10 protein-coding genes are annotated in these 14,884 nt (G+C 73.9%); 7 read left to right on the forward strand and 3 right to left on the reverse strand.

Features of this window, described 5'->3' with window-relative positions:
• Nucleotides 1-2 precede the first annotated feature (2 nt).
• Nucleotides 3-482, reverse strand: coding sequence for a hypothetical protein (locus BM048_RS05660; protein ID WP_090031425.1), 480 nt, complete (start codon nt 480-482; stop codon nt 3-5).
• Between the two features lie 88 nt (nt 483-570).
• Nucleotides 571-2,022, reverse strand: coding sequence for a glycosyltransferase family 2 protein (locus BM048_RS05665; protein ID WP_090031426.1), 1,452 nt, complete (start codon nt 2,020-2,022; stop codon nt 571-573).
• A 202-nt stretch (nt 2,023-2,224) separates the two neighbouring features.
• Between BM048_RS05665 and BM048_RS05670 the strand changes: the two genes are divergently transcribed.
• From BM048_RS05670 to BM048_RS05695, 6 genes are all read left to right on the forward strand, one after another.
• Nucleotides 2,225-3,265, forward strand: a complete 1,041-nt coding sequence (locus BM048_RS05670) for a glycoside hydrolase family 26 protein (protein WP_175499326.1) — start codon at nt 2,225-2,227, stop codon at nt 3,263-3,265.
• 164 nt (nt 3,266-3,429) lie between these two features.
• Nucleotides 3,430-6,078, forward strand: coding sequence for a helix-turn-helix transcriptional regulator (locus BM048_RS05675; RefSeq protein WP_090031428.1), 2,649 nt, complete (start codon nt 3,430-3,432; stop codon nt 6,076-6,078).
• Nucleotides 6,079-6,223: 145 nt separating this feature from the next.
• On the forward strand, nt 6,224-7,585 hold the full coding sequence (locus tag BM048_RS05680) for a glycosyltransferase (RefSeq protein ID WP_090031430.1): 1,362 nt from the start codon (nt 6,224-6,226) through the stop codon (nt 7,583-7,585).
• Nucleotides 7,582-9,531 carry a right-handed parallel beta-helix repeat-containing protein gene (locus tag BM048_RS05685; protein ID WP_175499328.1) on the forward strand — a complete coding sequence of 650 codons (1,950 nt, stop codon included), beginning with the start codon at nt 7,582-7,584 and terminating at the stop codon, nt 9,529-9,531. The genes BM048_RS05680 and BM048_RS05685 overlap by 4 nt, the downstream gene beginning before the upstream one ends.
• Nucleotides 9,528-10,745, forward strand: coding sequence for a right-handed parallel beta-helix repeat-containing protein (locus BM048_RS18085; RefSeq protein ID WP_175499330.1), 1,218 nt, complete (start codon nt 9,528-9,530; stop codon nt 10,743-10,745). Before BM048_RS05685 ends, BM048_RS18085 begins: the two co-directional genes overlap by 4 nt.
• Nucleotides 10,746-10,860: 115 nt before the next feature.
• Entirely contained in the window at nt 10,861-12,318 is a 1,458-nt protein-coding gene (locus BM048_RS05695; RefSeq protein WP_090031433.1) for a UDP-glucose dehydrogenase family protein, read from the forward strand.
• Between the two features lie 60 nt (nt 12,319-12,378).
• Here BM048_RS05695 and BM048_RS18090 read toward each other — a convergent pair whose 3' ends face one another.
• Entirely contained in the window at nt 12,379-13,785 is a 1,407-nt protein-coding gene (locus BM048_RS18090) for a right-handed parallel beta-helix repeat-containing protein (RefSeq protein ID WP_175499332.1), read from the reverse strand.
• A gap of 99 nt (nt 13,786-13,884) precedes the next feature.
• On the opposite strand from BM048_RS18090, the gene BM048_RS05715 reads away from it, so the two are divergent.
• The gene (locus BM048_RS05715; protein WP_090031439.1) at nt 13,885-14,883 is read left to right on the forward strand and encodes a Gfo/Idh/MocA family protein; all 999 of its coding nucleotides are present in this window, start codon (nt 13,885-13,887) and stop codon (nt 14,881-14,883) included.
• The last annotated feature ends 1 nt before the right edge of the window (nt 14,884 follow it).

Consider the following 14,884-nt stretch of genomic DNA (forward strand, 5'->3'; position numbering starts at 1 on the left):
CCTCAGCGCCCCTCGGGGCCGACGGCGTCGAGGCGGACCGCGCGGTCGGCCTCCGCCGCGAGGGTCCGGGTGGCCGCTCCCCCGCCGGTGCCCGCGGTGCGGCGGGCGCCACGGCGGCGGCCGCTCGTCGGGAGGGCGGGGTGGTGGGTGCCGTGCAGGATCCGCACGACGAGCGCGGCGAACGCCACGGCGACGACCAGCGCGAGCGCCGCGGCGGCGGCCAGGCCGCCGGTGAGGAACCGCGCGGCGTGGACCAGGGGGATGCCGATGTAGACGGCCAGGACCGTGAGGGCGGCCAGGCCCAGCCCGAAGGCGACCACGGGCGAGCCGCGGCGGGCGGACGTCGCGGCGAGCGTCGGCATGAGGGCCGGCTGCGGGGCGTCCGGCGCGGGACGCAGGGCGGTCGGGGCGACGGTCGTGCTGACGGCCGGGGTGGTGCCGGCGGCGGTGGTGCTGGTGGTCGTGCTCTCGGACAGGGGCATGGCGGTGTCACCTCGGGGCGTGGGGCCGGCGTCGGCCGGCGGGAGGAGCGGGAGGGGTGCGGCGCGGGCGGGCCGCGCTGCCGGGGGCTCAGTCCGCGAGCGCGGCGAGCTCCTCCTCGGCGGACCAGACGGCGGTCGCGTCGGCGGACTTCGTCTTGGGGGTGGGCTGCCAGAACACCTCGCGGCGGCCCATGCCCCACTCGGTGACGGCCCACAGGCCGGCGGCGCTCTCGATGAGGCCTGCCACCGGGGCGATGGCCACGGCGCGGGCGATCTCCGTCAGGCGGTGCCCGCGGCTCATGCCGGCCTCGGCCACGTTGTACCAGGCGCCGATGCCGACGGACCCGAGCCACAGGGCGCCGAGCACGGCCAGCCACGTCATGGCGGGCCACGGCAGCGGCGACGTCTCGTCGTGCAGCAGGGCGGCCACGGACCGGGTGAGCAGGACGGGCAGGAGCAGCAGCGACAGGGAGCCGACGACCGCGCCGAGCGCGAACGTGCCGATGCGGAAGCGGGTGCCCCACACGATGCCGGCGCGGGTGCGGGCGGGCAGCGCGCGGAACTCCGGCAGGCGGCGGTTGAGCGCCATGCCCTGCAGGACGCCGAAGATCCAGCGGTGGCGCTGCTTGAAGGCGCTGCGCACGGAGAACGGCGGCTGCTCGAGCATCGCGCAGCCGTGCCAGCCGAAGACCTCGCTGCCGGCGGCGGTGAACGCCTTCATGCCGAAGACGTAGTCCTCCGCGATGAGCGGCTGGCCGTCCAGCGCCCCGATGTCCCAGCCGATCTCGTTCTCGAAGGCCTCGTCGACCACGAGGTTGGAGCCGTGCAGGTGCAGCGGGACGCCGTCCTCCATGACCTGACGGCACTCGAAGCAGCCGACGGGGCGGTTGGCCTCCATCGCACGGCACAGGGCGCTCGCGTCCAGGTACTCCAGCGGGTAGTAGATGGGCCCCTCGAGGACCTTCTTGTCCGTCGTCGCCAGGTGCGCCAGCAGCTTGCGGAACTCCGAGGGCGTCAGGACGCTCTCCTCGTCGTAGTGCACGACGAAGGTGCGGCCCGGCTTGGCGTTCCAGCCGGCCCGGCGGCGCTCCACGGCGTAGTGCAGGCCGCGCGCCTTGAGCTGGGTGCCGCCCGGCGTCTGGTAGTCGGCGGGCAGGAGCAGCACGGACACGTCGACCGGGGCCGGCGCGTAGCGGTCGTGCAGCAGCGTGGCCTGGTCGAGGGACTCCGTGACCACCTCGACGGACAGGATCTCGCCGTAGAACTCGGGGTCCTCCGCCGCGAGCGCCATGACGTTGTCGATGCCGCGCTGGATGACCTCGCTGCTGCCGGCCGAGCCGCGCGTGGTGATCTGCACCTTCACGAACGGCACCGGTGTCAGGCGCAGCTGGGCGGTCGAGACGACGTCGCGGTGGCGGTAGCGCCGCCAGGAGAACAGGAAGCTGCGCCAGTAGGACAGCATGCGGACGCCGATGACGGAGATGCCGACGAACAGCACCCAGCCGAGGGCGGTGGTGGCGTGCGCGAGCACGGCGGACATGGGGACTCCTGACGGTCGAGGGAGGGGTCTCACGCCGTCGTGAGGCAGCACGGTGGTTCGTCCGGAACCGTAGGGATGTCCGTTTCGCCCGGGCAGGGCCGGGCGGGTGAGGTCGGTGTGCAGGTCAGGAGCAGGTCACACCGTCGGCTGACGTCGCCACCCGATCGCGCGAGGCCGCCGCCCGGTGGTCGATGGGGCGGGCGTGGTGGAATCGGGTCGCCGGCGGTGGACGGCGCTCGTCGTCGGGGTGCTGGTGACGGGGCTCGTCGGACCTGTCGGGGTGGCGCAGGCGGGGGTGGACGTGACGGCGGCGGGGACGACGAGCGGTGCGGCCGGCGCCATCGTCGCGGAGGGGTCGCTGTGCCCGCCCGGGACCGTGGCCGTGCGCACGGCGGCGCGGCCGGCGTTTGGCACGACCGTGCCGTGGGGGCCGCTCGACGCGCGGGCGCTAGGAGCGACGGAGACCCTCGTCGGGCGGCACGTGCAGTACGTGCACTGGTACACCGGCCTCGGTGAGCTGCCGGACCCCGCGAAGCTGCAGGCGGTCGTCGACCACGGCTCGGTGCCCGTCATCACCTGGGAGCCGTGGGTGTGGACGGGCGGCGTCGACCAGCCGGCGTACCGGCTGACGGAGATCGCCGGCGGGCGCTGGGACGCGCAGCTCGCCGCGTTCGCGGACGTGCTGGCGCGGTGGGGCGGACCGGTGCAGGTGCGCTGGGGGCACGAGATGAACGGCGACTGGTACCCGTGGGGCACGGGCGTCAACGCCAACGCGGCCGGGGACTACGTGCGCGCCTACCGGCACGTGCACGACGTCCTGACCGCCCGGGGCGCGCGGCAGGTGACGTGGGTGTGGTCGCCGAACGTCGTCTACCCCGGCTCGACACCGCTGGCCGGCCTGTACCCCGGGGACGCGTACGTCGACGTCGTGGCCGTGGACGGCTACAACTGGGGCACGAGCGCGCCCGGCAAGCGCTGGCAGACGCCGGCGGAGGTCTTCGACGAGACGCTCGCGCAGGTCCGGGCCGTGGCGCCGACGAAGCCGCTCATGATCGCCGAGACCGCCTCGACCGAGCTCGGCGGGGACAAGGCCGCCTGGGTGCGGGCGCTGTTCGCCTGGGCGGACGCGCAGCCCGGCCTGCTCGCCGTCGCGTGGTTCGACGAGGACAAGGAGACGGACTGGCGGATCGCCAGCTCACGGGCGTCCGTGGCCGCCTTCCGGGAGGCGCTCGCGCCGCGGTGACGCCCACGGCTGCAGCAGGCCCAGCGGTCGGACCTGGCGCGGTTCCGGCATTGGGTCTTTCGTCCGGATATGACCAGTGCCACAGTGGACCGGGCCCGCCGGCCCCGCCACTTCGGCAGCATGGGAGGCGGGCGGCCGCGCGGCAACCCGGGGGGAGAGCAGCGATGCCGACCGACGGGAGCACGCTCCTCGAGCGACCCGTGCTGGACAAGGCGCTCGGCGCGCTGTCCGACGCACGTCGTCGCGGGCTCGTCGTCGTCGGGGCGCCCGGGGTGGGCACCTCGACGCTCGCGCACCAGGTGCTCGAGCGAGCGGCAGGGGTCGCGCTCACGCTGCGCGCGTCCGCCGCCTCGCGCGACGTCCCCTACGCGGCCCTGCTGCCGTTGCTGCACGAGGAGCCCGAGGCGTTGCAGGGACCGGCGCACGCCCTGGGTGCGGTCGCGCGCCGGCTCCACGCGCTCGGCGCGGGGCAGGCCGTCGTGCTCGCCGTGCACGCCGCCCAGCACCTGGACTCTGCCAGCAGCCTGCTCCTGCTCGCCCTGACGGCCGAGGACGCGTGCCGGCTGGTGCTGCTCACCGACGAGGTGGAGCACCTGCCCCCCGACCTGCGCGCAGCCGCTCTCGACGGGGTGCTCGGCGTCGTGCGGGTCCGGCCGCTCGGACGTGCGGCCCTGGGGCGGCTGGTCGAGGCCCGGTGGGGCCAGGTGCTGCCCGCACGGTCCCTGCAGACGTTGCACCGGGTGACCCGGGGGCACCTGCGCTCGGTGGCCGCCGTCCTCGACATGGCCGACGACGCCGCCCCGGGCGCCGACCCGGCGGTCCGCCTCGAGACCGCACTGGACTCGCTGGTGTGGGGCGCCCGTCCGCTGCCGGCGCTGCTCTCGGCCGTTCCCACGGCGGTGGCCTCCCTGTCCTTGACCGAGCGGTCGCTGCTGGACGCGCTCGCCCTGTCCGGTGGGCTCGCCGTGGGCACGCTGCGGCGAGCCGTCGACCAGGACGCCCTGGACGTCCTGCTGCGGAGCGGCCTCGTGCGCCTCGTCGAGCAGGACGACACCGTGGTCGCACCGATGGACGAGGTCGTCGCCGCCGCGGTACGCGCGCAGGCGGGGCCCACCCGGCGCTCCCGACTGCTGGAGGCGTGCTACCCCGACGGCCCGCCGGCACCGGGGACCGCGTGCGGTGCGGGCTGGACCCGCTGGGCTGCGGCGTGCCGCGTCCCCGTCCCCGTGCGCCTGGCGGCGTCCGCCGTCGTCGCCGCCGTCGAGGCGGGCAACCTCGTGGCGGCACGGGCGACGCTGGCAGCCGCTGCACCCCACGAGAGCCCGGAGGTGCTCTCCCTGCTGCGTGCCGTGGTGCTGGCGCGCGAAGAGGGGTGGACCGCGGCCGCGCTGGAGGCGCTGGTGCAGCTCCCCGCGCTCGACCTCGCGGACGCGGACCTGTGCCACCTGGTCGCCTGGTCGTTGCAGCAGACGCTCGACGTCGTGCCCGAGGGCGGCGGGCAGTCCTGGGCGGAGCACCTCTTCGAGTCGCTGACCACCGGGGACCGCCTCCGCACGGGTGCCACTCCCCACGGGCTCCGGGCCTGCCGCGAGCTGCACCAGGGCCGAGCCCTCGGAGCGGTCGCGCTGCTGCGCGAGGAGCTCGTCCGACCGGCCGACGGGACGGCGGACCCTGCGCTGGTCGCCCGGTGGCGGCGGCTGCTCGCCGCCCGCCTCGACGTCGCCGCGGCGCTGAGCGGCGGGGCCACGGGCATGACGGAGCCCGACCCGCACCACGACGCGGGCGACCAGTACCTGGTCCCGCTCCTGCTGCGCTTCCTCACCGGCGAGGCGGTCGCGGCGGCCACCGTGGAGGACGGGGTGCCGCAGCCCGCGCCCGCGCCGTGGCCGCTGCTCGGCGACCTGCGGCCTGCCACGGCGACGTACCACCACGACCTCGTCGTAGGGCTCGGCCTGCTGGTGCGCGGTGACGTCGAGGCGGCCCGGCGATGGCTCCGACCGGTCGCCGCGGCCCAGCGACCGTCCGAGCTGCTCGCGTCCCGCCTGGCGTCCGTCGCCCTGGTCGCCGCGGACGCGCTCGAGGGGACTCGCCCTCCGGTGGCGGAGGCCGAGCCCGTGATGGCACGCGCGCCGTGGGTGGTACGCCGGTGCTGGACCCTGCTGCACCTGTGGGCGCGTGGCGCCGCGGGCGACACGGGGGCGACGGAGCTCCTGCTCGACGAGGGGACGGCGGACCTCGCCGCGGGACGGCACCTGACAGCCCTGCGGTTCCTGCTCGCCGCGCTCGTCCTCGGCCGGGAGGGTGCAGCGGCTCCCCTGCTCGGCGCGGCCCGGCAGGTGCGGGGGCCCGTGGCCGCTGGCGCCCTGCCCCTCGCGACGGCCGTCCGGGACGGGGACGGGGACGCCCTCGCGCGGATCGCGCTCATGGCGGAGGACGAGGGCCATCGGATCCTCGCCCTCGGGGTCGCCCGCCTGGCGCACGTCCACCACGCCGTCCCAGCCGACGTCGAGCACGCTCGACGCATGCGCTCCATCCGCGCCCGCAGCGTCCGCGTCCCGGGCGTCGGCGAGCCGGCACGGGTCCGCGGTCTCACGCCACGGGAGGGCGAGATCGCGGCCCTCGTCGCGCGCGGGCTGCCCAACGCGGAGGTGGCGCGGCTGCTCCAGCTCTCCGTGCGGACCGTCGAGGGTCACGTCTCCAACGTCTTCGCGAAGCTCGCCGTCTCCACGCGCGGTGAGCTGGCGGACGTGCTACGCACCATGGGGACGGTCGCCGAAGGCGGTACGCAGGTGGCACTTCGCTCCATCGGGTGACACCTGGTGCAGCTGTACGCGGGTGAAAACGGACGAAACGGGTAGTCCTCGCTCTGCCGTCACCGGCCTCCCCCCTCCTAGCGTCCAGGCATCCGGACGGCGACCGCCCCGCGGCCGCCCCCCTCCCACCAGCCGAGGACTGCTGATGCCGTTCACCGCGCAGCTCCTGCCCGACCAGTGGTTCGTGGTCGGCGAGATCACCCCTCAGGACCTGTGGAAGGCGTTCCCCCTCGCCTTCGCCGGCCTGGTCGTCTGGGGCCTGTGGCTCTACCGGGTCGTCTTGTCGCGTCGCGCTCGGCCCGTCGTCAACGACTTCCGCACGAGCACATCAGTCGTCGTGCCTTCGTTCCACGAGGACCCCGACATCCTCATGGAGTGCCTGGCGACGTGGCTCGAGCAGAACCCCACCGAGATCATCATCGTGCTCGACGTCGCGGACACCGAGGCGGAGCAGCGCATCCTCGCCCTCGGCGACCCCCGGGTCGTGCCGGTCATGTTCAAGCACGCCGGCAAGCGGTCCGCACTCGGTGTCGGGATGAGGCTGGCCACGAGCGAGCTGCTCGTGCTGGTCGACTCCGACACCCAGTGGCGGCCGGGGCTCCTGGACGCGGTGCAGATGCCATTCGTCGATTCTGCCGTTGGAGGCGTCGGCACGCAGCAAAACGTCTTCGCGCGCGAGACGAGCGTCTGGCGGCGTATCGCGGACTGGCTCGTCAACCTCCGCTACTACGACTACGTCCCGGCGATGGGAGCCGCAGGCGCGGTCGCGTGCCTCTCGGGACGGACCGCTGCCTACCGCAGGGCCGCGGTCGTCCCCGTGCTCGACAACCTAGAGAACGAGTTCTTCATGGGTCGCCGCTGCATCGCGGGGGACGACGGCCGGCTGACGTGGCTCGTGCTGGCCTCCGGCTACCGCACGGTCCACCAGTCGAGCGCCCTGGCTCTGTCAATGTTCCCGTCGTCATTCCGGGCGTTCGTCAAGCAGCGCATCCGGTGGAGCCGCAACTCCTACCGCTGCTACCTGACCGCCGCAGGGAAGGGATGGTTGTGGAGGACGCCGTTCGTGACGAAGGTGACCGTCCTGCAGATCCTGCTGACACCAGTGACCATGGGCATCACGCTCGGCTACCTCTTCTTCGCCCGCATCGAGGGAACCGTCGTGAGCGTGCTGCTCGCGATCGCATGGGTGCTGCTGGGCCGCGGCATCCGGGGGTTCTCCCACCTGCGCAGGCACCCCCGCGACCTCGTCCTGCTGCCGCTGCTCACCCTGGTCGTCATCCTCGTCGCCCTGCCCATCAAGCTGTACGCCTTCGTGACCATGAACAAGCAGGGATGGCTGACGCGTCACGCGGACCAGACGGGTGGCGACGGGCAGACATCGGCGTCCCTGCAGGGTCGCGAAGCACCGGCGCCACGCCCCGCCGACGTGCTCGTCGAGGCCGGCGCCGCTCTGGCCCCGGCACCGACCCGCCGCAGCGGGCGCACCGGAACGGACGTGCTCGCGTGAGCCGGCAGACGACGCGTGCGGTGGTCGCGACGGCGGCCCTTGTGGTGGGTGCCCTCCTCAGCCCAGCAGGTCCGGCGCACGCGCACGCCGGCGAGGCACCCGACGAGGTGACGAGCGAGGTCGCCTACCCCGGCAACACGATCACCGAACCGGCACTCGTCGCGGACGAGGAAGCCCGGCTGTCCGAGGTGCGCACGGTCGGCAGCATGATCCGGTGGCGAGATCTGGACGTCCCTGGGCCGTACCGCCTGAGCACCGGTTCGACGTACACGTTGGTGCTCGCCAAGCGCGAAGAGCCGTACACACTCGCCGACCTCCTCACGCTCGCGCCGCAGACGTTCGTCCGCGAGCCCGACGGCGCGTACCTGCTCAGCGAGAACATCGTCATCCAGACGGGCGCCACGCTCGACCTGAGCGCCGCCGGTCCCTTGGAGGTGAGGCTGGCGAGCGATGCGGACCGGTTCGTCTCGATCGTCAACCTTGGCGGCAACCTCTTGACGCGTGGCACGGAGGCAGCGCCGGTGAGCATCACGAGCTGGGACCGCGATGCCGGTGCCCCCGACGTGGAGACGGCCGACGGCCGCGCATACATCCGCTCGATCGGTGGCCAGGTCGAGCTGACGGGGACCGAGTTCCGGTACCTCGGCTTCTGGAGCGGCAGGACCGGTGGCGTCGCCCTGACCGGCACCGACCTGCCGGTGAACGGCACCCTGGACGCGTACGGCAGGTTGCTGCGCGACGCCGTCAAGGCGCAGCAGGAGGCGACCGAGCCGGGGGAGACCGACGCAGCGGGCGCGGGTGCCGCAGGCGAGGAGGTCGCTGATCCCGTCGACCCGGTCGACGGCCTGCTACCCGCCGGCGAGCTCCCCGTGCCGGAGCAGGACGACGAGGACCTCGGCTACAGCTACGTCTCCGCGAAGATCGACGACTGCACCTTCGAGGGCAACGCGTTCGGCCTGTTCGTCTCGAGCGCCAACGGCGTCGACATCGACCGTTCCGTCATCAGCGGCAGCCTCGTCGACGGTCTCGTCATGCACCGCTTCGTCGTGAACGCAGCTGTAAGCCGCACGCGCGCAGTCGACAACGCGGGCGACGGCATCGTCCTCGCACGCGCCACGACGGGCATCGTTCTGACCGAGGACCACAGCAGCGGGAACGGCGGCAGCGGCATCGTCGTCCGGGGCACACCACTGGCGGACGGTCCGAACGCGAGTGGCATGCCTGTCGGGGATTACGGCAACAACTCCGTGTCGAACAGCGTGTCGTCGGACAACGGTCGCTACGGGATCGAGATCGTCGGCGGGAGGAACGTCGACGTCAACGCGAACGATGTCATCGGCAACGACATGGGCATCGTGGTGCGAGAGGCGGCGCACAAGGTCACGCTCGTCGGGAACCGCCTGGAGCAGAACGAGCGGCACGCGATCGCCGTCCGAGACGGGGTCACGGGCACGGTGCTAACCGGCAACATCATCGCCGGCGGTCCCGACGGCATCTACGTGCGCGACTCGGCTGCCACCATCCAGCGCAACACCTTCAGCGAGCACTCCCTGCACGCGGTGACGCTGGTGGGGACGGTGGCCGGGACGGTCGTCTCGGAGAACACGATGGGCGGCCGGGGGCCGAGCGCGATCGACCGCAAGCGCAGCGAGGGTGCGGAGATCGGGGAGAACGACACGTCCGGATGGGCGAGCACCAAGCCGTTCTGGACGGTCGTGCGCAACGCGATGCAGCCTCTTACTGTCATGTGGACCCTGCTGGCGTTGCTGCTGGTCGGCACCGCGGTCGCCGGCAGCCGCAAGCGACGGCAGCGCGGTTTCCGCCACCCCTACGAGTCGCAGCGGCGCCTGGCCGAGCTGGTCGAGCCGCCGGTGCGGGTGGGCGTCGTCCCGTCCCGCGACCTCGTCGGCGCAGGGCGGCACGCCGGTGACGAGGGCCAGGGGTGAGCCGTGCACCCGCGCGGCGCGCGCTCGCGCTCCTCGCCCTCGTGGTCGTCCTGACGGCCTGCTCCGAGGGGGGGCCGGACGCCGCACCGGCCGTGACGACCGCGGCCGGCGAGGTGCCCGGCGAGGTGGTGGCGACGACGACCGGGGCACCGAGCGGCGCACCGCTGGTGTCCGGCTCGGGAGCCGCAGACGACCAGCCGTCCGGTGACGACGACGAACAAGCCGAGGACGACGACGAGAAGGAGGAGGACGAGGACGGCATGTCGCTCAGCTCCCCGTCGCCGCTCCCGGGCTGGATGGTCGCCCCGAAGCCGGACACCGGTCTCTGCAGGGCCGCGACGACCGAGGTGGCGGACGGCGACGAGCTGCGCGCCGCGCTGTCCGCCGCCGGACCGGGCAGCACGATCCGGCTGCGCCCGGGCCTGTACGAGGGGCGCTTCGTCATCACCGCATCGGGCACGTCGGAGGCGCCCGCGACCCTGTGCGGCCCTGCGGACGCCGTCCTGGACGGCGGCGGGGTAGAGGGCGGCTACGTCCTGCACCTGGACGGCGCGCAGCACTGGCTGCTGCACGGCTTCACCGTCCGCAACGGGCAGAAGGGCGTCATGGCCGACGGCACGGTCGGCACGACGATCAGCGGCCTGACCGTCTACGGGATCGGCGACGAGGCGGTCCACCTGCGCCGGCACAGCACGGACAACCGCGTCGTGGACAACGTCATCAGCGACACGGGCCACCGCCGGGGCAAGTTCGGCGAGGGGGTCTACATCGGCACCGCCACCAGCAACTGGGAGAGCATCACCGACGGCGAGCCGGACCGCAGCGACCGCAACGAGGTCGCCCGCAACGCGATCTACGCCACCACCAGCGAGGCGGTCGACATCAAGGAGGGCACCTCCGAGGGGGTGCTGCACGACAACCAGTTCGACGGCTCCGGCATCACCGACGCCGACTCCTGGGTCGACGTCAAGGGCAACGACTGGGAGATCCGGGACAACGTCGGCCGGTTCAGCCCGCTGGACGGGTTCCAGACGCACGACGTCGCCGACGGCTGGGGCACGCGCAACGTCTTCACCGGCAACAGCGGCGCCATCGACGCGGACGAGGGGCACCTCGTCGCCCTGCGGCCGGTGAACGAGAACGTCGTGCGCTGCGACAACCGCCTCGAGGGCGACGGCCGCTCCGCCGGTCTCAGCAACGTCGACTGCCGTTGACCGTCGCCCCGCCTCGCACGCCCGCACCGGCGCCACGGCACCACCGCACCTGCACCACCGCACCTGCACGGCAGCACCGCACCGTCCCCTATCCGCTCGGGCCCGAGGAGCACCGATGAACAACCAGACCCACAGCACCGTCCGGCTCGTGGAGCCCGTGGTGGACCGACCTCGCATGACCGTCATCGGCACCGGCTACCTCGGCGCGACGCACGCCGTGTGCATGGCGGCGCTGGGCTTCGAGGTGCTCGGCGTGGACGTGGACGCCCGCAAGATCGAGGCGCTCGCGGCCGGCCGCGTGCCCTTCTTCGAGCCCGGGCTGGAGGACCTGCTGCGCGAGACGCTCGCGACCGGGCGTCTGCGGTTCACGCAGGACTTCGCGCAGGCGGCGGCGTTCGGCGACGTCCACTTCGTCTGCGTCGGGACGCCCCAGACGAAGGGCTCGCAGGCCGCCGACCTCACGTACGTGCACGCGGCGGTCGACGCCCTCGCGCGGCACCTCACGCGCAAGTCCCTCGTCGTCGGGAAGTCGACCGTGCCGATCGGGACGGCGGCCGCCCTCACCCAGCGCCTGCAGGCCGCGGCGCCGGCGGGCGCGGCGGTAGAGCTCGCCTGGAACCCCGAGTTCCTGCGCGAGGGCTACGCGGTGGCCGACACGCTGACGCCGGACCGCCTCGTGTTCGGCGTGACATCGGCGTGGGCGTCCGCCCAGCTCCGGGCGGCGTTCGCGCCCGTGCTCGACAAGGGCACGCCGCTCGTGGAGTGCGACCTGCCCACGGCAGAGCTGGTCAAGGTCGCCGCCAACTCGTTCCTCGCCACGAAGATCTCGTACATCAACGCCATGGCGGAGGTGTGCGAGGCGACCGGCGCCGACGTCAACCTGTTGGCCAGGGCGCTGTCCTACGACGCACGCATCGGCGGGCGCTTCCTCAAGCCGGGCCTCGGCTTCGGCGGCGGCTGCCTGCCCAAGGACATCCGCGCCTTCGCCGCGCGGGCCGACGAGCTCGGTGTGGGTCAGGCCGTGGCGTTCCTGCACGAGGTCGACGCGATCAACAACCGGCGGCGGCGGCGCACGGTCGACCTGGTGCGCGAGCTGGCGGGCGGCGCCCTGCAGGGGGTCCGCGTCGCGGCTCTCGGCGCCGCGTTCAAGCCGAACTCCGACGACGTGCGCGACGCGCCGGCGCTCGACGTCGCACGCATGCTGCACGAGGAGGGCGCGGTCGTGCGGGTGTACGACCCGCAGGCCATGGGCAACGCACGGCGTGCCTACCCCGAGCTGGCCTACGTCGACTCCCTGCCGGCGGCGGTGCACTTGGCGGACGTGGTCGTGCTGCTCACCGAGTGGGACCAGTTCCGGCACGCCGACCCGGAGATGATGGGCTGGCTCGTCGCCCAGCGGAAGGTGGTCGACGGGCGCCACGCGCTGGACGCGGACGCCTACCGCGCGGCCGGCTGGGACTACCGGGCGCTCGGCCGCCCGCTCATGTCGAGCACCGTCGACCTCGGCACCGCTGACGCGGACTCGCTCGAATTCGCCCTCCGTCAGGTGGGGGCCGCCCCCGCTCCCGCCTGACGCGCACGCGGCGCCGGCCCGGACCTGCGATCCGTGCCGGCGCCGCCTGCTGCCGGTCCGTCAGCTCGTGGGGCTGATGGCCCGGCCGTTGGAGCCGACGAGGCCCATCACCGCGCCGGCGGCGCTGTTCGTGGCGTCGGCGACGTTGCCTGAGACCGGGTAGAGGCCGATGCCGAAGCCCTTCACGGTGCCCTCGACGACGTTGCCGCGGAACACGTTGCCCGTCCCGTAGCCGCTGTAGACGGTGTGGGTCTGGAAGCCGTCGAGGAACGCGCCCGAGGCGCCGCGCACCACGTTGCCCTCGATGAGCCAGCCGTTGCCCTTGGCGTCGACCGCGGAATCCGCGGAGTTCTCGCCCGAGAAGCCCACGTTGACGAACACGTTGCCGCGCAGCGTGCCGGACTCCGTGCCCTCCTTGAGGTCAGCCCCCTCGGCCGGGACGTCCGTGAAGACGTTGTTCTCGACGAGGACGCGCTCGGAGTTGTCGCGACCGTCCGTGCAGCTGTACTTCGACCAGTTCGAGTTGGCCGAGCCGACGTACACGCCCTCGCCGTAGCGCGGCGCGCGCAGGCCGGTGTCGTGCACCGACGAGTTCCGCAGCACGCCGTCGGAGGAGCAGGCGCGGAAGTGCACGCCCTCGTCGCCGATGGTGCCGACGTCGACGCCGTCGAGCACCGTGCCCACGCTGCCGTCCAGCACGATGCCCTTCGTCGCGTCCCGGACCGAGAGGCCGAGCACCCGCCAGTGGTCACCCGTGATGTGCAGGCCGTAGTCGCCGGTCACACCGCTGGAGGTCAGCACGGCGGTGCGGGGACCGCGCAGCGTGATCGGCTGCGCCGACGTGCCGTTCGCCGCCGCCACCCACCGGGAACCGCCGGCGCGCACGTACCGGCCCGGCGCGAGGTCGATGACGCTGCCGGGCCCGGCGGTGGCGAGCGCGCGCTCGAGCTGGGCGACGGTGCTCACCGTGACGGCGGCGCCGGGGGTCGGGGCCGGTGTCGTCGGCTGCGGGGTGGGGGTCGGGGTCGGCGCGGGGGTCGTGGGGGTGGGCGTCGGGGTGGGCGTGGGCGTGGGGATCGGGGTGGGGGTCGCCGTCGGCGGGGTGGTCGGGGCCGCCGCGGTCGCGCTGACCGTGAAGGACACCTCCACGCGGCCGAGCGAGGCCTTCTGGCCGTCGTAGAGCCGCACCTCGAGCTCGTGCGCGCCAGGCGCCAGCGAGAGGGGCCAGGTGAAGGGCGCCGTGGAGTCCGCACCGAGGTAGGTGCCGTCGACGACGAACTTCGCCTTGGCCGTCCCGGCGACGGGCGGCGCGCTGACCGTGGTCTGCGGCGCGACGACCGCACCCGCGAGCGGGAGCCCGTCGACGGTCGGCCCGAGGGGGGCGGCACCGGCGCTCGGTGCCAGGAGCAGGGCGAGGGGCAGCACGGCCGCCGCCGTGACGCACCGTCGGAGCGTGGTCGTGGTCATGCCCTTTCGTCGGCTGGTGCCGTCCCTCACTTGACACGTGCGGCACCGGGAGCACACGCGTGGCCCGTCCCCGCAGGTGGCGCGGGTAACGTCCGTCGGGTGAGCGAGCACCCGACCGCCGCACCGGTCCGCTGGGGGATCCTCGGTGCCGGCGCCGTGACGGAGCGCAAGAGCGGTCCCGCGTTCCAGCAGGCGCGTGGCTCCCAGCTCGTCGCCGTCATGCGACGCGACGGCGCGAAGGCAGCAGACTACGCGAGGCGCCACGGCGTCCCGTCCTGGTACGACGACGCCGACGCGCTCCTCGCCGACCCCGCGGTCGACGCCGTGTACGTGGCGACCCCGCCCGACACGCACGCCGAGCTCACCCTGCGCGCCGCCGCCGCGGGCAAGCCGGTGTACGTCGAGAAGCCCATGGCGCGGACGGCCCAGGAGTGCGAGGGCATGCTCGCGGCGTGCGCGGCCGCGGGTGTCCCGCTGTTCGTCGCCTACTACCGCCGCGCCCTCCCCCGCTTCCTGGCCGTGCGCGACCTGCTCGCGGACGGGACCATCGGCGAGGCGCGGACGGTGGTCGTCCGGACCCAGAAGCCGACGGGGCACTGGCCGACCGACCCGCCGCCGTGGCGGGTGCGTCCCGAGGTGGCCGGTGGCGGGCTGTTCGTCGACCTGGGGTCGCACACGCTGGACGTGCTGGACATGCTGCTCGGCCCTGTCACGGGCGTCGCCTCCCACGTCGCCAACCTCGGGGGCAGGTTCGCCGCCGAGGACACCGTGGCGGCGTCCTTCACCTTCGCCTCCGGCGTGCACGGCGTCGGCCTGTGGTCCTACGACGTGCAGGAGTCCCTCGACGTGGTGGAGATCGCCGGGACGGCCGGCACCCTCCGGTTCCCCTGCTTCGAGGACGGCTCGGTCACCGTGGTGACGGCCCATGGCACGCGCGAGGTCCTGGCGCCGGACCCCGAGGCCGTGCAGCTCCCGCTCGTGCAGGCCGTCGTCGACGCACTCCGCGGCACGGGGACGTGCCCGAGCACGGGCGAGAGCGCACTCCGGACGGCGCGGGTCGTGGACGCCGTGCTCGAGGGGTACCGGGCGCGTCGGTAGC

Source organism: Cellulomonas marina, from assembly GCF_900111925.1.
In the GTDB taxonomy this organism is placed as follows: Bacteria; Actinomycetota; Actinomycetes; order Actinomycetales; family Cellulomonadaceae; genus Cellulomonas; species Cellulomonas marina.